This is a genomic window from Wolbachia endosymbiont of Ceratosolen solmsi (assembly GCF_017869155.1).
Classification (GTDB): Bacteria; Pseudomonadota; Alphaproteobacteria; order Rickettsiales; family Anaplasmataceae; genus Wolbachia; species Wolbachia pipientis.
Window position 1 is genome coordinate 1020346 of record NZ_CP054598.1, and the last position, 18212, is coordinate 1038557.

General features: G+C 34.3%; 14 protein-coding genes and 1 tRNA gene. 8 read left to right on the forward strand and 7 right to left on the reverse strand.

Annotation, left to right across the window (positions count from 1 at the left end; translation table 11 throughout):
- Nucleotides 1-6: 6 nt before the first annotated feature.
- The 4 genes from virB9 to HUB95_RS05005 form a co-directional block, all read right to left on the reverse strand.
- Nucleotides 7-807 (reverse strand): P-type conjugative transfer protein VirB9, encoded by an 801-nt coding sequence (virB9, locus tag HUB95_RS04990; RefSeq protein ID WP_015588758.1) that lies wholly within the window; start codon nucleotides 805-807, stop codon nucleotides 7-9.
- Nucleotides 794-1474 (reverse strand): VirB8 family type IV secretion system protein, encoded by a 681-nt coding sequence (locus HUB95_RS04995; protein WP_015588757.1) that lies wholly within the window; start codon nucleotides 1472-1474, stop codon nucleotides 794-796. The genes virB9 and HUB95_RS04995 overlap by 14 nt, the downstream gene beginning before the upstream one ends.
- 29 nt (nucleotides 1475-1503) lie before the next feature.
- Nucleotides 1504-2628 (reverse strand): GTP cyclohydrolase II, encoded by a 1125-nt coding sequence (locus HUB95_RS05000; RefSeq protein ID WP_209452372.1) that lies wholly within the window; start codon nucleotides 2626-2628, stop codon nucleotides 1504-1506.
- 29 nt (nucleotides 2629-2657) lie between these two features.
- Nucleotides 2658-2745, reverse strand: a tRNA-Leu gene (locus HUB95_RS05005).
- A 190-nt stretch (nucleotides 2746-2935) separates the two neighbouring features.
- Here HUB95_RS05005 and HUB95_RS05010 point away from each other — a divergent pair.
- Nucleotides 2936-4210, forward strand: a complete 1275-nt coding sequence (locus HUB95_RS05010; protein ID WP_015588755.1) for a metallophosphoesterase — start codon at nucleotides 2936-2938, stop codon at nucleotides 4208-4210.
- Nucleotides 4211-4237: 27 nt separating this feature from the next.
- Here HUB95_RS05010 and dnaA read toward each other — a convergent pair whose 3' ends face one another.
- Nucleotides 4238-5620 carry a chromosomal replication initiator protein DnaA gene (gene dnaA / locus HUB95_RS05015; RefSeq protein WP_209452373.1) on the reverse strand — a complete coding sequence of 461 codons (1383 nt, stop codon included), beginning with the start codon at nucleotides 5618-5620 and terminating at the stop codon, nucleotides 4238-4240.
- Nucleotides 5621-5946: 326 nt separating this feature from the next.
- Between dnaA and HUB95_RS05020 the strand changes: the two genes are divergently transcribed.
- Nucleotides 5947-6684 carry a type I glutamate--ammonia ligase gene (locus HUB95_RS05020; protein ID WP_015589514.1) on the forward strand — a complete coding sequence of 246 codons (738 nt, stop codon included), beginning with the start codon at nucleotides 5947-5949 and terminating at the stop codon, nucleotides 6682-6684.
- Between the two features lie 3 nt (nucleotides 6685-6687).
- Here HUB95_RS05020 and HUB95_RS05025 read toward each other — a convergent pair whose 3' ends face one another.
- On the reverse strand, nucleotides 6688-7428 hold the full coding sequence (locus tag HUB95_RS05025) for a hypothetical protein (RefSeq protein ID WP_015589513.1): 741 nt from the start codon (nucleotides 7426-7428) through the stop codon (nucleotides 6688-6690).
- 175 nt (nucleotides 7429-7603) lie between these two features.
- On the opposite strand from HUB95_RS05025, the gene HUB95_RS06530 reads away from it, so the two are divergent.
- The 6 genes from HUB95_RS06530 (at nucleotide 7604) to ubiA (ending at nucleotide 15931) form a co-directional block, all read left to right on the forward strand.
- Entirely contained in the window at nucleotides 7604-9256 is a 1653-nt protein-coding gene (locus HUB95_RS06530; protein WP_256433074.1) for an efflux RND transporter permease subunit, read from the forward strand.
- Nucleotides 9226-10677 (forward strand): efflux RND transporter permease subunit, encoded by a 1452-nt coding sequence (locus tag HUB95_RS06535; protein WP_256433090.1) that lies wholly within the window; start codon nucleotides 9226-9228, stop codon nucleotides 10675-10677. Before HUB95_RS06530 ends, HUB95_RS06535 begins: the two co-directional genes overlap by 31 nt.
- Before the next feature lie 88 nt (nucleotides 10678-10765).
- Nucleotides 10766-12328: a transcription termination factor NusA gene (nusA, locus tag HUB95_RS05035; RefSeq protein WP_015589511.1), complete on the forward strand. Its 1563-nt coding sequence runs from the start codon at nucleotides 10766-10768 to the stop codon at nucleotides 12326-12328.
- A gap of 9 nt (nucleotides 12329-12337) precedes the next feature.
- Nucleotides 12338-14662, forward strand: a complete 2325-nt coding sequence (gene infB, locus HUB95_RS05040) for a translation initiation factor IF-2 (protein ID WP_209452374.1) — start codon at nucleotides 12338-12340, stop codon at nucleotides 14660-14662.
- A gap of 9 nt (nucleotides 14663-14671) precedes the next feature.
- Nucleotides 14672-15070, forward strand: a complete 399-nt coding sequence (locus HUB95_RS05045) for a ribosome-binding factor A (protein ID WP_015589509.1) — start codon at nucleotides 14672-14674, stop codon at nucleotides 15068-15070.
- A gap of 3 nt (nucleotides 15071-15073) precedes the next feature.
- The gene (gene ubiA / locus HUB95_RS05050) at nucleotides 15074-15931 is read left to right on the forward strand and encodes a 4-hydroxybenzoate octaprenyltransferase (protein ID WP_015589508.1); all 858 of its coding nucleotides are present in this window, start codon (nucleotides 15074-15076) and stop codon (nucleotides 15929-15931) included.
- A 784-nt stretch (nucleotides 15932-16715) separates the two neighbouring features.
- On the opposite strand, the gene HUB95_RS05055 is transcribed toward ubiA, so the two are convergent.
- A complete protein-coding gene (locus HUB95_RS05055; protein WP_015589507.1) occupies nucleotides 16716-18194 on the reverse strand; it encodes a UbiD family decarboxylase in 1479 nt (492 codons plus the stop codon).
- Between the last annotated feature and the right edge of the window lie 18 nt (nucleotides 18195-18212).

The window sequence follows — 18212 nt, forward strand, 5'->3', positions numbered from 1 at the left end:
CCACAGCTAAAGTGACCTATTTATAATTTCAACTTCATCATCTTCATAACGCATAAATAGCTTTTTATGTACCCCTTTTATTATAACATAATCATCAAATAACAGCCTTTTACAAGGTTTATCCTCCCCTTCTACAAAAATCTGAGGTATTTTATTATTATTTCTAAATTTTAAATAGGTTAAATAACCATCATCAAATAACTCAATCGGAACTATATCCGCATTACCACCTTCATCAATATATGTATAATTATACTTCGTATCATTTTCTTGTATTATTTTTTCTAGCTTGTCTGTAGTATACTGCATTTGAGTAGGTAAAGAAACCTCATCTAAATCAACATCAAATTCACCTTCTTCTTGAGGATAATAAAAACGTACTACGTAAGATATATCCTTTTCAGCAGAATAATCGTGATCCACTTTCTTAGCATTAGTGTCCAGGTATTTATCGTAGTTTGGCCTTGAGATTAAATCAAAAATGTAATTTCTTTTTTTAGTTGTCGTAATAATCATGTTAGTGCGGCTACTAACTTCAAATGGCATGATAAGCAATTTATTGTCATAAGGATTAATTTTCCAACTTGATGCATCACCAACAGCGATATTTTTAACTTTTTCTCCTTCCGCAAATTCAATATAAGAATAGTAACCCTGACTAAAAACCACCGTAAATACTTCATTAGGGCTATACACAAAAGTCTTTATTCTACTATCTACAGAAATAGGTTCATTATAATTAATGGATGCGTTTAAATTGCTACTTACAAGTAAAACTAAAACTAATAATATCCTATACATATTCATCATCTACTCTATATGAAATAACTTGAAACCCTAATGGGTTAATATATCTTTGCTGATCATTCATTTCAAGCGATGCATATCTATATGACATAATAACTATCTTATTTTTTCTTGTGGAACTTCCATCTTTCCGTATAAATTCCACAAAAAACCTCACCTGAAGAGCATCGTTACCCAATTTTTGAATCGAGCGAATTTTAAATTCATTTTTGGTATCTGAATATAAATTAAAAAGATCATCCATATTCTGCGATCCTATATAATTTCTAAATTCATTATACACATTAGATGAGGAAAACAACCTCACCTTTGTATAATAGTTATAATTATAATGATATGGATCAAAAACCTCCCTTGCTTTTATATACTCTGAAATAAAATAATCGTTCAGCGCTTCATCTGCAGAATACTGCTTTACTGTGACAGGATCAACCAATTGCACTATTCCAGATTTCTTGTCAATTTCTATAACAAATGGCTCAATAGTGCTACTTGTGCTAATTTTAAATATGACTAATATGCTGATAGAGATCGTTGCTAATAATATTAACGCAAATAAAAGTAGAATATTCCTTTGAGCAATAACTGTGCTGTAGCGGTTTGAATTCCAATTTATATCCTTATCTAACGATTCAGTACTTTTCTCTCGCTTAAAAAATCTTAGCATTTTAATATTCTTAAAAATCTTAACTTGTGTTAATAAACATAGCAAATTAACAAAGTAGTTACAACAAAAAAGCTAAAAACTCTTAACTTATGGCCTAGCTTACCAAACTTTGTCTCCATATATGAATCGTTATATTTATTACGTTCCACAATAAGTGGTAGACACTTTGTAACCTCTATACCACTACTTTCCAATTCTGACAATTTCCTATCATTGTTTGTAAGTAATTGGATTTTGTTAATGTTCAATTTCTTAAGCATTTTAGCTGCAACAACAAAACTCCTTTCATCATCTTCAAAACCCAATATTCTATTTGCATCAACAGTATCAAGGTTATGTTCTCTTTGCATACTGTATGCTCTTAACTTATTAGTTAAACCAATACCTCTTCCATCCTGCATCAAATACAATATAATACCACTTCCAAAGTCAGCTATCATTTGAATTGCTTGATGTAACTGACTTCTGCAATCGCATGATAAGCTATCTAACAAGTCACCCGTATAGCACGAAGAATGAATTCTCACTAATGGTTCGTCATCTTTATCTGGATTGCCAATGATAATTGCATGATGTTCTCTTCCACCACTTTCGGTTCTATAAGATATGATATTTACTTCTTGAGTCTGTTTTAAAAATAATGATGTTTTGCACACTTCATATACATCCTGATTTTCTTGAAAATTATTTATGAATGACGTGTCCAGTGCAATAACGTCATTTTTCTCGCACCAATTTCGCATTTCATGGTTATTCTCAAAAGTCATATCAGCCACTAACGCGTATGGCAATAATTCTGAGAACTTAAGCAAGGCAATAGCACATTCATCTATTGTCTTTGAGCATTGCAACTCTTTTATGCAATCTTCCTTTGAACAGTTTATTAAATAGAGCAGTTCATCAAAATTATTCACCAACAGACGTTTGCTGTTATGTTCTTTATTCTGAGATATGTATTTTACCTTACTTGAAGTTAAAGTAACATATACATTACTTGATGTAAGCTTGTATTGATTAAATAAATCTCTTTCTAAAGCCTCAGCAGCAGCAAACAATAGGTAATTACTTTCATCATATATTACAATTGGCCGACCGCGCCTGATTTCGCTGATAGCTCTTTCTACCTTATTGCTACTCTGATTTCCTATAAACATTTTTACCCATATTAAACAGTGATAAAAACTGGTGCGGCCGAGAAGACTTGAACTTCCAAGGCCTTATGAGCCACAGCGACCTCAACGCTGCGTGTCTACCAATTCCACCACGGCCGCACTATATTCTAGTTTTTATATAATTATTTTAAATTACTTAATCATTTTAGAATTTTTCATCTAGAGTGTCAATCTGATACTAGAATAATTTAGAAATTGTTTGTATAATTTGATTATGAATTTTGTGATTATAAATTTTAATCATTTAAGATAACCTTACTACTAATTTTTAACTTAGGTTTTTATACAAATGAATATAGCTAATATCTTTATTTTTTTAGCTCTCTCTCTTATAACTAGCTTTCATTTCGTCCATGCACAAATATTATACACATGGTCTCAAGTTATCCCAGAAAATAAACTAAGCATACGCGCAATTACGGACAATGACATGTGTCCCATTGTTTATGTTGATGGCGAGGAAACAGAAATGCTGAATCGCAGCTCAATTAACAATGGTGATCATAACGAAACAGTTTGTGAACTGACAGTACAAACAAGTGCCAAAAACATTAGTATTGAGAATCTACGGGTTCCTATATTACCAAAAAAGGTTAATAAAATTGCTTTCATTGGTGACACGGGCTGTAGAATAAATATGTTATTTCAGCAGGAATGTAATTCGGTAGATAGCTGGCCTTTAAAAAAAAATTTAGATTCAATCGCCCTTCATAAACCAGATTTAATTATCCATGTTGGTGATTATCATTATAGACAAACAAAATGTAGAAATACAAAAAAGTGTGGCGATATTTATGGATACAATAAAGAAGTTTGGTACGCTGATTGGTTTGAGCCTGCAAAGGATATTTTATCACAATCCCCTTTCCTTTTTGTTCGTGGAAACCATGAAAGTTGTGATAGAGCTTATGAAGGATGGTTCAGGTATCTAGATTCATACCCCTTTTCGTCTGAAAAATGTGGAAACTTCGTTTCTAGTTGGTCCTTAGATGCTGGACCGATGAAATTTTTTATCTTCGACTCTTCATCCGGTGAGGATATTTTTACAACCCAAAGCACAATTGATGCTTTTGAGAGGCAATTTGATAAATTGATACAAAATAGTTCTGACAAGCCCATGTGGTTTTTAACTCATAAACCGCTTTGGAGATCTCCAAAAAAAGAATTTTTGACATTAAAAAGCCATGGTAATCTTACACAAATCGAAGCTTTTGGAGATAAATTTCCAAGCAATGTTACTACCATAGTTTCTGGCCACATTCATATAGCCCAGATTTTATTAATGGATAATGTTCCAGACCAAATTATAGTTGGAAACGGTGGTGCATCATTACACGCTCAAGATCAAGAATCTGTTTATCAAAATGTAGAATTTGACTATTTAAATGGTAAAAACTACTTAGCACACGAGGTTAGAAACTTTTTTGGCTTTGGCTTTGCAATACTAAATTTAGATGATCACGAATTTACCTTCTATAATCAACACAATAAGGAAATGTATTCTGCGAAGCTAACAGAAGATTTTAAACTTAAACGGATTAAAACTATAGTCGATTCATTTTAGGATTTGTTATTAGCTATTTTAAAAACGCTACTTAAACATTTTTTTTAATCGATTGATTTCATCAGCAAATTTTGAGTCGGTCTTTATAAAATTTTCTACTTGTTTTACTGCATGTATAACAGTAGCATGGTCTCTGCCACCAAAGTTTCTCCCAATATCTGGTAGGCTTTTTTGCGTAAATTTTTTGGCAAAATACATAGCTATTTGTCTTGGCCTTGCAAGACTGCGAAGCCTTCTATTGGATTGCATATCTGCAACCTTTATATTGAAAAATTCAGCTACTTTCTTTTGTATTTCTTCTATTGTGACTGACCTATGATTTGACCTAAGAAGATCGATTAGGGTTTCACTAGCTGATTCTACCGTCATACTTCTTCCAATTAATGAGGTATGGGTAACCTTATTTAATGCTCCTTCTAATTCTCTTATATTAGATTTTATGTTCCTTGCTAAAAACTCTAGGACATCTTTCGGAACATACATATTCATCTGCTCCACTTTTGCCTGCAATATACCAAGCCTTAATTCAAAAGTTGTTTCATTAATATCTGCCACCAACCCCCAACCGAGTCGTGATTTTATTCTTTCTTCCACTCCATCAAGATCACTAGGAGACCTATCAGCTGATATAACCAATTGTTTATTTTGGTCTATCAATGCATTGAAAGTGTGAAAAAATTCTTCTTGTGTACTATCTTTACCACTGATAAATTGCACATCATCTACCATCAATACATCTACTGATCTAAATTGCTCTTTAAATAACATAATATCTTTGCTTCGCAGCGCTGTAATATATTGGTACATGAATTTCTCTGCTGATAAATACACCACTTTTCTTTTTGCTGATGGGGAATTGACTATGTGCCAAGCTATAGCATGCATTAGATGTGTTTTACCAAGTCCCACTCCACCATATAGAAACAAAGGATTGCTGCCTAATATTGGATCTATAGATTCTGCCACACGCTTTGCCGCCGTAAATGCTAATTCATTTGGCTTTCCCACTACAAAATTATCAAAGGTGAACCTTGGATCCAGCGGCGAACCAAGATTATGATTACTTTCCTCTCTGTTTTTTAGTATAACATTAAAATTTGAATTCCTCTCCTCAATTACTTGAATATCAATAGAACGTATACTTTTATCTTCGCTTTGCCATAATGATAATATTTTTTTCATGTAATGAACTGTAATCCACTCTTTTATAAACCTTGTTGACACGGATAAAAGAACTTCCCCATTTCTGCTACTGACAAATTTTAGTGAACTCAGCCAGCTATTATATGTTGCTTCTCCATAAAGATTATAAAGACAATTTTGGATTTTTTCCCAAGTAACATTGTGATCCGCTACTGTAATAATCTGATCAAAAAACATAGTAGAAACCTTAGGGCTAGTTAAGTTCATATACCACACCAAGAAAAAAGCAATAATTAGAAAAATATAAGATAATCAATAGCCTACTGCAAAATGAAAAGCTAATACTACTTAATACATACTAAAAATTATGGTGATTTTTTGATGGGTTGTAAAGGGTATAAAAACATTAAAATTGATCATTTTTATTTCAAAAAAATGAAAAATTTGTAAATGTCGCTTGTATCGAGGATTAGAAGCATGCTATTAAAAACAGTAATACATTATGTATAAATAAGATGTTAAATTTACTGGCAAATAAGTAAAGTATTCATATAAATATAGCTAACCTAATATAGATTTACTGAAGCAAATTTATGATTATATTAAGTAATTTGAGTTGTTATGCTGTATTAGGTATTGAACTAGAGTTTTACATTGAAGGAATAGAAAAAGAATACTTATTTCTGAATAGCATCAAAAATAAAATAGCATCTCTTGAATTTTCTTGCGAGAAGGAGAATTCTACACATCAGTATGAGATAAAAAGTGGTTGTTATACGAACTCCTACAATTTAATTAAGCATTTTGAGTTAGCAAAACAATCACTTACTGAAACAGCACAAAAACTAGGTGGGAATGTTTCTTTTAAAGCAAAGCCTTATTTGGATAGAGCAGGCAGTGCATTAAATGTGCATGTTAATCTCGTGAATTCAAATAACGGTAACTTATTTTATATCAATGAGCAAAAGTACAGTGACTATCTGATTCATAGTATTGGTGGATTATGTGCAATGATGAAAAAACATATGTTGTTTTTTGCTCCAAATGATGATTCATATTTAAGATTTCAGTATCCGGATATTCACACTCCAACTACGATTAGTTGGGGAGTAAATAACAGAACTGCTGCGATAAGAATTCCCTATTTTGGCAACGATTTCAAAAGATGCCGCCTAGAGCACCGCGTTCCCGGAGCAGATTGTGACCTTGAAAAAGTACTCACAGCAATAATTGAAGGTATGGTTTTTGGTATAGAGAACAAAATTGCTCCGCCAAATAGGGTCTACGGCATTGCATCTGATCCTCAATATGAGATGGAGAGGTTAATATAACAACTATCTATCAAATCCTAATCCGTTAAACCCCTTTTGGGTAATTGGCTGTTTTAGCATTTTTTTTACATCATTATCTACATTTTTGCACTGTAATAGCAAGTCTAAAGCAGATAGTTTCTGCGTGCTTTTAGATTCAAGCTCTAGATTGCTTAACACTTGCCCAGGAAGTGGATTACCAGGCACATCCATGTGCTCAGGAAGAGGTTTCATCTGATTCTTTATAGAGCTAGAGTTATTTTGTGTAAGAGTTTTATCATTTAGCATGCTAAGAATAATTTCCTCAGGCACTACCATAGTTTTTGTATAATCAACAGGATTACTATTTTCAGCATCTATAGTCACATGAATTGGTTCGCCAAACGCATTTATAGGACCACCAAGTGATCCTTTCTCCATGCGTTCTTGTGCTCTTTTCCTTATTATTTCTTCTTCTAACTCAGTTTCAGTTTTTTCTGGTTCTTTTGCGGTATCTTTTTCTTCACCTTCATCAACACTGCTATACCCTTCATCTTCTGAAACTTTCTCTCCTGAAACACCAGTAATTTCAGGCTGTTCTTTTTTAGTTCTTATTTTATGAATCAGCGAAAGTAATAAGTAAGTAACTGCAGCAGCAGAAACGATAATGGCTATCTTTGCGGCAATGTGGATTGCTGTTAAAAATATTAAAGCTGATAAAGCTCCAGCTAATCCAGACACAATAACTTTATTTTTGCCTTTTGTTATATTTAGAATTGCCACCATAATAACCTCTCAAATACTGTTCTAGAATTATTATACAGGAATTTTCTTATACTTGCAATTTTGCGAAAATTTTAATTATTTGCATAAAGTTTTAAAGCTACACAAGGATTAATTAATATGCAATGTATCTCGACTATAATATTGTACAAACACACATATTCAGCTAACATTCAACATGCAGAGCTTACTCATAGAGCGAAACAGGGCGGTGGTATTATTACTTATAGTAATTTTTATCTTCGGTTCATACGTTTATGTAAAAATGCCAAGGGAAAGCAATCCTGATATACAGATTCCTATAATCAGCGTGTTTGTTGGACTTCCTGGGATTTCTGCTCAAGATAGTGAAAAGCTATTAGTGCTTCCTATAGAAAATGAACTAAGATCCATCGAAGGTGTAAGAGAATTGAGAGCTTTTGCAACTAATGATGGTGCTCACATGATACTCGAATTTGGAACAGAGTATGATAATAAAGAAGTGCTCGATAATGTTCGTTCAAAGCTTTCAAACATAAAATCGAAGTTACCTGTTGAAGCGGAATCTCCGATAATCAATGAAATAAACTTGAGCTTATTTCCGATACTCAATGTCGGCTTAATTGGTAATTTGCCAGAAAGAGCCTTAACTGAAATAGCACGCAAGCTAAAGAAAGAAATAGAATCTCTGCCAAATGTTCTCAAAGTTGAAGTGGCGGGTATGCGTAAAGAAACAGTGGAAGTTATAATTGAGCCCACAGTTCTAACAAAATATAACATTCAATCAAACGAAATATTCCAAGCTATATCAAGCAATAATAGACTAGTGGGAGCTGGATCACTGGAAAATGACACCGGTAAATATTCGATTAAAATATCAGGATTACTAAAAGATATAGAAGATATTATGAATATTCCTATTAGATCTCAAGGCGATGCAGTTTTGAGAATAAAAGATATAGCAAAAGTATACCCTAGGTTTGAAGATCACCAAGGGTTTGCTCGCATTAATGGATTACCTAGTGTCGTGCTAGAAATTTCAAAACATAACGGAAAAAACATAATAGACACAGTAAATCAAGTAAAATACTTAATGGATAAGGCAAAAGATCAATTACCTGAAAATTTAAAAGTGGTGTACTTAAACGACCAGTCAAAAAACGTCCGCGATGTGCTTGATGACTTGGAAAACGTCATAATATTTACTGTGTTGTTAATATTGATCATAATGATGCTTTCTATGGGAACAAGGATTGCTATTCTTGTGGCACTCTCGATACCCGGTTCCTTTCTCATTGGGATAATAGCTCTTTACTTTATGGGTATAACCTTAAATATCGTTGTGCTCTTCAGTTTAATTATGGCTGTTGGCATGCTGGTTGATGATGCAATTGTGATCAGCGAATATGCCGATAGAAAGATGATCTGCGGAATGGGCAAAGTAGAAGCCTTTCACACTTCAGTTCGTGATATGTTTTATCCGGTCTTATCATCAACGTTAACTAAATTGGCAGTGTTTTTTCCTTTACTACTCTGGCCTGATACTGTGGGAAAATTCATGCAGTATATACCAATTACAATAATTTTAACTTTAACCGGATCGCTCATTATGGCTCTGGTTTTTATACCAACACTTGGTGCAATCTTTGGAAAGCCATCAGTAACTTCAAAGGAAGAAATTGAAAAAATGAATGCTATCGAAAGTGGTGAAATAAAAAATGCTGGGCCTATAATAAGAGCTTACGTACGAATGCTAGAGAAGGTTTTGGATCATCCTAAAAATTCGTATGTGCTACTGTATTCGTTTTGTTTTCATTTAGTGTGCTGTACTTTACTTTTGGTCCTGGAGTAAAGTTTTTTCCGAAAGTGGATTCAGATAATATTTTAATCAGTGTTAAAGCAAAAGAAAGCTTATCAGCCAAAGCACGAGATCTGATACTCAAAGAAGTGGAAGAACGCATTTTGAGCATTGAAAAAGAAATTCATGTTTCTTATGCTAGATCAGGAGCATTTTCAGACAACGTTATCGCCAGAATACAACTAGAACTTATGGATTGGCGCTTCAGGCGCAAAGCTAAGCACATACTAAATGATATAAGGAGCAGTGTGCAAGACATGAAAGGAATAATAATTAATGTTCAAGAGGAAAAGCCAGGACCGTCGGCTGACAAGCCAATACAAATCAACCTCAGTGGGAGTGCATCCAGTTTGAATTTAGCAGCAGAGAAAATTCTAGAAATTATGAACCAACCTTCATCCGGGTTTATAAATATTCAAGATAGCAGATCAGCACCTGAAATAGAGTGGAATATGAGTGTTGATAAGAATAAGGCTACAAGCTCTGAAGTAAGTGTTGCAACCATTGGCGATTTTATAAAGATGGTTACAAATGGAGTGTTGATTGGAAAATATAGACCAAATAACACGGATGAAGAAATCGATATTGTACTCCGTTTCCCTGGAAAGGATCGCAACATGAAGACTATAGACAATCTTTTTATCAATACAGTTAATGGCCCGTATCCTATGAGCAATATAGTAAAATATGCTCCCGAAAAAAAGGTAAACAAACTAAACAGGATTGATGGATTACGCACAGTGACAATCTCTGCTGACGTTGATACTGGCTATCTTGTTGATGAAAGAGTAAAGTTCATTCAGAATTCTATTGCCCAGGATTGGGACAAGGGAGTAAAAATTGATTTTAAAGGCGACAAAGAAGATCAACAAAAATCAGGAGCATTTTTGTTAAAGGCTTTTATATTAGCGATTACACTAATGATATTGGTATTAGTGACACAGTTTAATAATGTATACCATACATTTATCGTAATGAAAGCAGTGTTTTTATCCACAACATGTGTGTTTTTTGTTTTCTTTCTTATCCAACAAGTTTTCGTAGTTGTTATGTGTGGAGTGGGGATAATTGCTTTGGCAGGAATTATAGTAAATAATAACATACTATTGCTTGATGCCTTTCATCACCAAATTAAGGTACACAAAAATGACATCAAGCGATGTGTAATAAACGCTGCAATTTCTCGCGTTAGGCCAATATTGCTTACCATTGCAACCACAGTTCTTGGTTTAATACCGATGATTGCCAGGTTAAATATCAATTTTTTTACGCTACAAATCACATATGATGCTCCATCAAGCCAGTGGTGGGTTGACATTTCAACAACCATAGCAAGTGGAATATTGGCTGCAACGGTTTTAACTTTATTCTTTACTCCTGCGTTGCTTGTTATACAAAAACATGAAAAAACTTGACTTAAATTAGCAATCATTTAACATTTAAGATAGTGTTCTTTGCCCGTTGGAGCTATAATTATAACTAATTACATTGGATTTATTTATTATGATTGCTAATCGTAAAAGCAGTGTTAAGCAGAAAAGTAACAAGAATAACATAGTTGGAAGCCTTGATGTAATAAAAACAGCAGGAGAGCTTTCACTTCAAAAAGGTTTAGATTTTGATGTTGTAATAAAGGCACTAGAAAGTGCTATAGAAGCAGTGGCTCATCAAAAATATGGTAGCAAAAGTAAAATTGTAGTTGATATAGATAGAAACACAGGCAAAGTTACTTCATATAGAAAACTAAAAGTTATTGATGATGAATCAAATGAAAAAGAGAATACCGAGTGTGAATCAATTACGCTTACACAAGCTAAATTAATAAAAGGAGATGCAAAAGTTGGAGATACTGTTAGTGAATTACTCTCTCTTAACACTGATCTTGCTTCAGCAAGAATTGCCCAGCAAAAGATTGCTCAAATAATTAAAGATGAAGAGTCAAAAAAGCAATATGAGGAATTTAAAGATAAGGTGGGAGAAATAAGGTATGGTATTGTTAAACAAGTAGAATATTCAGATCTTATTATAGACATAAATGGCACTAGGGCATATCTTCCATTGCGAAATTTAACTGGTGGTGAATCATTTCGTGAAGGTGATAAGGTTAAAGCTTACATACAGACTGTTAAGCGCTCTGATGATGGACGTCAAATTATTCTTTCTAGGACTCATGAAGGCTTTTTGGAGGCATTATTAAATCAAGAAATACCAGAAATTGCTGACGGATTAGTGACAATTAAAGGTATAGCTAGAGATGCTGGTTCAAGGTCTAAGGTTGCCGTTTTCTCTCCCGACAAGAACATTGATCCAGTAGGTGCTTGTGTTGGAGTTAAGGGAGATAGAATAAAAACTATTATACACGAATTAAATGGTGAAAAAATTGACGTTATAAATTACTCCTCAGATTTGGGTCAATTTGTTATTAAAGCCATTACTCCTGCAGAAGTATCGAAGGTTATTATTGATGAAAATGAAAATTGCATAGAGTTAATAGTTGCTGAAGATCAATTGAGTTTAGCGATAGGAAAAAAGGGCCAGAATGTAAGATTAGCTTCAGAGCTTGTTGGATGGAAAATTGAGATATTAAGCACTCAGCAAGAATCAGAAAGGCGAAGTAAAGAACTTAGTCAATGTTCAGCTTTATTTGCTGAAGCTTTAAACTTAGAAGAGATTATGGGTCAGCTATTGGTAACAGAAGGTTTTTCAAGTGTAGAAGACATATCTAGCGCTTCAATTAAAGAGCTTGCTTCAATAGAGGGCTTTAATGAAGATATTGCAAACGAACTTCACAATAGAGCAAATAAGTACCTGAAAGCAGAAAATGATAGAAAAATAGAAGAGCTAAAAAGTTTAGGTATGGAGGATGATGTAATCAATTTAACTTTATCAATAGACAATAAAATTGCTCTTAGTAAGCATGATATTAAGACTTTAGAGGACATAGCAGATTTATCAAGTTATGAGTTTTGCAGCATACTCTCTTCCTCATCCGATAGCAAAGAAGATCTAAAAGATACAGTAGATTCAATAATCATAGAAGCACGTAAAAAGCTTGGATTAATATAATAAAATAATATGAATAATGAAGATATCAGTGATAAAAAATTAACGCTCCAAGGTTTAAGCAAGCTTAAATTAGACCTCAATTTAAACTCTTCAGCTAGCCCAAGTACTGGAGCTACAGTAGTAAAAAAAAGAAGAAAAAAATCTCATGATGCAGAAGAACATAATTTATTTGACGAGAGTAAATTATGTTCTTTAACAGAGAAAGAACAAATTTTCCGCATTAATGCTGTGCAGAATGCTGCTTTGCTGAAAGAAAGAAATCAGAGAGAAGAAAAAGAGAAAACAGCAAAAGAAGACAGCAATAAAGAGATTGACGAGAAAAATGAAGCGGACGCTTTATCTAAGGAAATAAATAAGCAAGTTTTAAGTAATACCCACTTAGTTGAACCAAAAGAAGATAGTATTGACCATGAGGACAACGATAAAAAGTCTTTTAAAGTCAACAAAGATATATATTCTAAGCATTCTAAACTGGTAATTGCACAGGCAATAGATGAAAAAACTGAACAACCCCCTGTATTTAAGCAAAGGTTTGGTATAAGAGGTAGAAAGTCAAAGTTTACTAAGGGTAAAAATATATCAAGAGAAGTTATTATACCAGACAAAATAACTATCAGGGAGTTATCTATTCGCATGGCAGAAGATAGCAAGAGTGTGCTAAAAATGTTCAAAGAAGAAGTCGGTGAGAGTTATAGAGTAGATGATCTGGTGGATCCAGATATAGCATGTGAAATAGTGGAAAAATTTAATCATACGGCTAAACGAGTGAGCGATACCAACAGAGAAAAAGATTTATTTTTTATAGAAGGCAGAGAAAGCCTGCCTAAAAAACCTAAACCACCAATCGTCACTTTTATGGGACACGTCGATCATGGTAAAACCTCATTGCTCGATGCATTTCGTGAATCTAATGTTGCAGAAAGAGAGTCAGGTGGCATAACTCAACACATAGGTGCTTATCAAATAATAACAAAAGATAAGCAAAAAATTACTTTCATTGATACACCAGGACATGAAGCGTTCACTGCGATGCGTGCATGTGGTGCCAATATTACTAATATAGTTGTAATAGTAGTTGCAGCTGACGATGGAATCATGAAACAAACAGTTGAAGCAATAAATCATGCAAAAGCAGCAAATGTTTCTATTATAGTTGCTATTAATAAAATTGATAAATCTGAGCCTGGTGATGTGGAGAAAGTAATGAGTAGCTTACCTCAATATGATCTCATTCCTGAAGAGCTTGGTGGTGATGTTATGATTGTGCCAGTATCAGCAAAAAAGAAAACTAATTTAGATAAACTAGAAGAGACGATTTTGTTAATCGCTGAATTAATGAAGCTAGAAGCAATAGAAGATTGTCGAGCACTTGGATGGGTAATAGAATCCAAAATAGATAAAGCGAAAGGAATATCAGCTACATTGATAGTTGAGGAAGGAACGTTAAAGGTTGGTGATATATTGGTAGTTGGTACAACATACAGTAAAGTACGTAGTATGGTTAATCACCTTGGTCAAAGAGAAAAAGCAGCACTACCCTCCGCTCCAATTGAAATTACTGGTCTAAATGGTGTACCAAATGCTGGAGATAAATTTGTTGTTGTAAATTCTGAAAAGCAGGCGCGTGAAATTGTTGAATACAGGCTAGAGTTAATCAAGAAAAAGAAAGAAGATTTGGGCGACAATAATTTAGATATATTCAGTCGTAATAACAGCGAAACAGAAGAACTATCTGCAGTTTTAAAGTGCGATGTAACTGGTTCTATTGAAGCAATATCAAGTTCAATTGATAAACTCGGTAAAGACCAAGTGAAATTAAATATCCTACACAAAGCAGTAGGAGGGATAACAGATTCAGATGTGCTGCTTGCAGAAGCATCAAGTGCAGTAATTTTAGCTTTTAATGTAAAAGTGGACTCAAAAATAAGGGACTTGGCAAAACAAAAAGGTATAGAAATACATACTTATAACATAATATACGAGCTCATTGACGACATGAGAATGTATTTAACTAAAATGTTAAAGCCTGTTACACGAGAGGTTCGTGTTGGTTCTGCATCTGTAAGGCAAATATTTAATGTATCTAAAGCTGGTAATATCATTGGATGTTATGTAAGTGATGGAGTCATAAAAAAAGATTCTTTAATTAAGGTAGTGCGTGGTGGCAAATTGGTGCATGAAGGAAAGTTAAAAGCAATACGTAGATTTAAAGATGATGTTAAAGAAGTAGGTGTAAACTTTGAATGCGGAGTATCACTAGAGGGTAATATCGATATTAAAGTTGGAGATATTTTGGAAGCTTATCAATTAGTGCAAGAAGAAAGGGTGTTATAGTAGCTGGATATGAAAAAGGAAATTAGAAACCTAAAGATAGCATCGGTATTGCATAGAGCAATATCAAGAATTCTAATGGAAGGTAAGGTGTTCAATAAAAATGTAGCGGTATCTGACGTAAAATTAAGTAAAGATTTGAAAAAAGCAGATGTATATATTGTGTTATCTTCATTGAATATTCAAGTAGCTGACTACTTAGATCCAGAAAAAAGACGCACTGGAGATCCTTCTGAGAATAATTGTGATCTTAACACCGTTGTTAATGAAATGAACCAATCTGCATGGTCAATACGTAAATCTATACTGTGTTATGTTGATTTGCGATTTATACCTGAACTAGTTTTCAAGCCTGACTTAGCGTTCGATAATTTTGTTAATGTAAGCAAAATATTACATAATCACACTTAATTAATGCATTTCAATCGTTACTTTTCATTAATGAGGTTGCACAGTTTAACGGGTTTGTGGCTTGTGCTATTTCCCAGTTTGAGCGGTATTCTTTTAGCCTCAACTTCTCTATCGTATCAGGTTCTTTTTCTCCTTGTTTTGTTTACTATAGGTGCATTTTTAATGAGACCCGCAGGGTGCATAATCAATGATATCTTCGATAGAAAAATAGATGCGCACGTTGAACGAACAAAATATAGGCCACTTGCAAGTGGTGCATTAAACATAAAGCAGGCTTTAGCTTTACTTTCACTGCTACTGTCTATTGACCTGGTAATCTTATTATTAACTAATAAAACTACACTTATACTTGGAATAATCTCAATGTGTATGATAGCTACTTACCCTTTATTAAAGCGGTATGTTTGGTGGCCACAATTGTTCTTAGGGTTTACCTTCAATATGGGATCGCTCATGGGCTCAGCAGCAATAACAAACCAGATCAGTATAGAATCCTTGCTGTTTTATATAGGATGCGTCTTTTGGACACTTAGCTATGACACCATATACGCCCATCAAGATAAAAAAGATGATGAAAAACTCGGGATGAAATCTACCGCATTATATTTTGGTGATACAACAAAATCTTGGTTGAAAAGATTTTATTTAATATCTCTTATGACGTGGCTATATGCTGGTATTTTATCATCATTAAATAACATTTTTTATATTGCTCTACTTGCCGTAGGGTTCATATTTCACCGCCAATACAAAAATTTCAATCCTGACGATCCCAGTCAATGCATGTCCATATTTAAAAATAATTCCTACGTAGGGTTGCTTCTCTTTTTTGGCATCCTTTTAGATAGAATTATCACCTAGGTCTCAAGAGTTTTGGCTCTAATGAAGTCAATAAACTCAGGTACTCGCAGAAACGAAAATTGCTTGACACCCTTCGCCAGCCCTCTTATCATGAAACTGAAGCTATTGTATTTGCTTTCGCCAATCTGCAGATTAAAAGGTAAGGATTACTTAATGTATCGGCGTCTTATGTTCAATTTTTTGCAGTATATAGATACTGTATGTCTTTACAAAACTTCATCTACATCTAGATTTTTATCTAAATAAGCTGAACGCGCTTACAAAGCGTTACAAGACATCAAAAAATGCCAATACTCGACAGAGATAGTAAAAGACTAGCTAACTCGGGGATTCTTTGTCTTTTTTTCTGCTTAGTAAATTTCTTAAACGTTTGCAGCGTAAGTTAGTTGCAATTAAAAGCAGCTTAATCTCGCTTGTCAAGCGTTTAAAACATAAAAAACGCCAATATTTTAAAGCGGATAATAACCCCAGGGCTTCTTTTGCCTTTTTTTCATTTGGTAAATTTCTTAATATTTACAGCTAAACAACAACCGTCATCCCTAAGTATCCCGCTGCTTGTTAGCGGCTGAGATACCGCGAATGAATCGCGGTATGACGGTTCGCGGCAGGATGACGATAAGCTCGTCATCCCACTACTTGTTAGCGGCTAAGAGATACCGCTGCGGTATAGCTATAGGATGACAAAAAAAGGGCACTGTGACGAACTTAAATCACAATTATCAGTTAATGCTAATTACGGCATTATAAAAAACGCCAAACTTTTTTCTGCTTTTATGCAAGAAGTCTAGTCCATATATTCCTCCCACTTTTCCGTGACTTTTCTTACTATTTCCTCACTCATCTCAATTTTCTTTCCCCACTCTCGTTTGGTTTCAGGCGGGATTTTATTTGTCGCATCAAATCCCATTTTACCTCCAAGTCCACTTTCAGGGGAAGCAAAGTCTAAATAATCAATAGGTGCATTTTCTATCATGATTGTATCACGCACAGGGTCCATCCTCGTTGACATTGCCCACATCACTTCCTTCCAATCACGTATATTTATATCATCATCAACAACGATAATAAACTTCGTGTATAAAAATTGCTTTAGAAAGGAAAGTATGCCCATAACAATTCTTTTTGCCTGCCCTGGATAGGATTTTTTTATCGACACTACCGCTATTCTATATGAGCAACCTTCCGGTGGCAGATAAAAGTCCACTATCTCTGGAAATTGATTGATAAGAATGGGCACAAAAATTTCATTGAGTGCTTCACCAAGAATCGATGGTTCATCAGGTGGCTTGCCAGTGAAAGTGCTAAGATATATCGGGTTTTTACGCATAGTAATTGCAGTAATATTAAATTCAGGAAATTGCTCAACAGAATTATAGTAGCCGGTGTGATCTCCGTATGGCCCTTCGTCTTGATATCTATCCAAACTCACATAGCCTTCCAGAACGATTTCCGCGTGAGCTGGTACTTGAAGTGGAATAGTCCTACAATTTACCAGCTCAAGCGGCTTCTTTCGCAGCAGTCCAGCAAATTGGTATTCTGACAATGTTTCTGGCACTGGAGTTACTGCAGCAATAATCGTTGCAGGATCACTACCGATCACAGCAGCAGCAGGAAATTTCATATTTTGTTCCTTCTCTTTCCATCGTTTGTGGTGAGTTGCGCCACCTCTTTGTGCAAGCCAACGCATTAGTGTTGTTTTTTTATCTATAACCTGCATACGATATATTCCAAGATTAAAATTATCTTGCTTTTCTTTCGTGGGTCCTTTTGTTACCACAATCGGCCAGGTGATAAGTGGTGCAGGTTCATTTGGCCAGCATGTTTGAATGGGCAGTAGACTTAGGTCCACTTCATCTCCGGTTAGCACTACCTCTTGACATGGAGCCTTGCTCACGACTTTACTTCGCATCGATAACACGACTTTCAACAAAGGAAACATTTTTATAGCATCCTTAAAGTTTTTTGGCGGCTCAGGTGATTGCAAAAATGCTAAAAGTTTACCAAGATCTCTTAGTTCATCAGGATTTATGTTCAACCCCAATGCAATCCTCTTAATAGTACCAAATAAATTCACCAAAACTGGAATCGAATTTTTGCCATTTTCTGTGATAACATTTTCAAAAATGATCGCTGGCCCTTTGCTTGACAAAACTCTGCGATGAATTTCTGTCATTTCAAGAACTGTTGAAACTTCCTCCTTAATCCTAATCAGATCTTTTTTTTCTTCTAAGGCTTTGATGAAGTCGCGTAAGTTGTTGTACATATTCCAGTTTTTAAAATT

Coding starts and splice junctions, on each gene's coding strand:
- infB (WP_209452374.1), top strand. CDS start 12,338: ATGAATAATGAAGATATCAGTGATAAAAAATTAACGCTCCAAGGTTTA.
- HUB95_RS05000 (WP_209452372.1), bottom strand. CDS start 2,628: ATGTTTATAGGAAATCAGAGTAGCAATAAGGTAGAAAGAGCTATCAGC.
- HUB95_RS04995 (WP_015588757.1), bottom strand. CDS start 1,474: ATGCTAAGATTTTTTAAGCGAGAGAAAAGTACTGAATCGTTAGATAAG.
- HUB95_RS06530 (WP_256433074.1), top strand. CDS start 7,604: ATGCAGAGCTTACTCATAGAGCGAAACAGGGCGGTGGTATTATTACTT.
- ubiA (WP_015589508.1), top strand. CDS start 15,074: ATGCATTTCAATCGTTACTTTTCATTAATGAGGTTGCACAGTTTAACG.
- HUB95_RS05025 (WP_015589513.1), bottom strand. CDS start 7,428: ATGGTGGCAATTCTAAATATAACAAAAGGCAAAAATAAAGTTATTGTG.
- dnaA (WP_209452373.1), bottom strand. CDS start 5,620: ATGAACTTAACTAGCCCTAAGGTTTCTACTATGTTTTTTGATCAGATT.
- HUB95_RS05055 (WP_015589507.1), bottom strand. CDS start 18,194: ATGTACAACAACTTACGCGACTTCATCAAAGCCTTAGAAGAAAAAAAA.
- HUB95_RS05020 (WP_015589514.1), top strand. CDS start 5,947: ATGATTATATTAAGTAATTTGAGTTGTTATGCTGTATTAGGTATTGAA.
- HUB95_RS05045 (WP_015589509.1), top strand. CDS start 14,672: ATGAAAAAGGAAATTAGAAACCTAAAGATAGCATCGGTATTGCATAGA.
- nusA (WP_015589511.1), top strand. CDS start 10,766: ATGATTGCTAATCGTAAAAGCAGTGTTAAGCAGAAAAGTAACAAGAAT.
- virB9 (WP_015588758.1), bottom strand. CDS start 807: ATGAATATGTATAGGATATTATTAGTTTTAGTTTTACTTGTAAGTAGC.
- HUB95_RS05010 (WP_015588755.1), top strand. CDS start 2,936: ATGAATATAGCTAATATCTTTATTTTTTTAGCTCTCTCTCTTATAACT.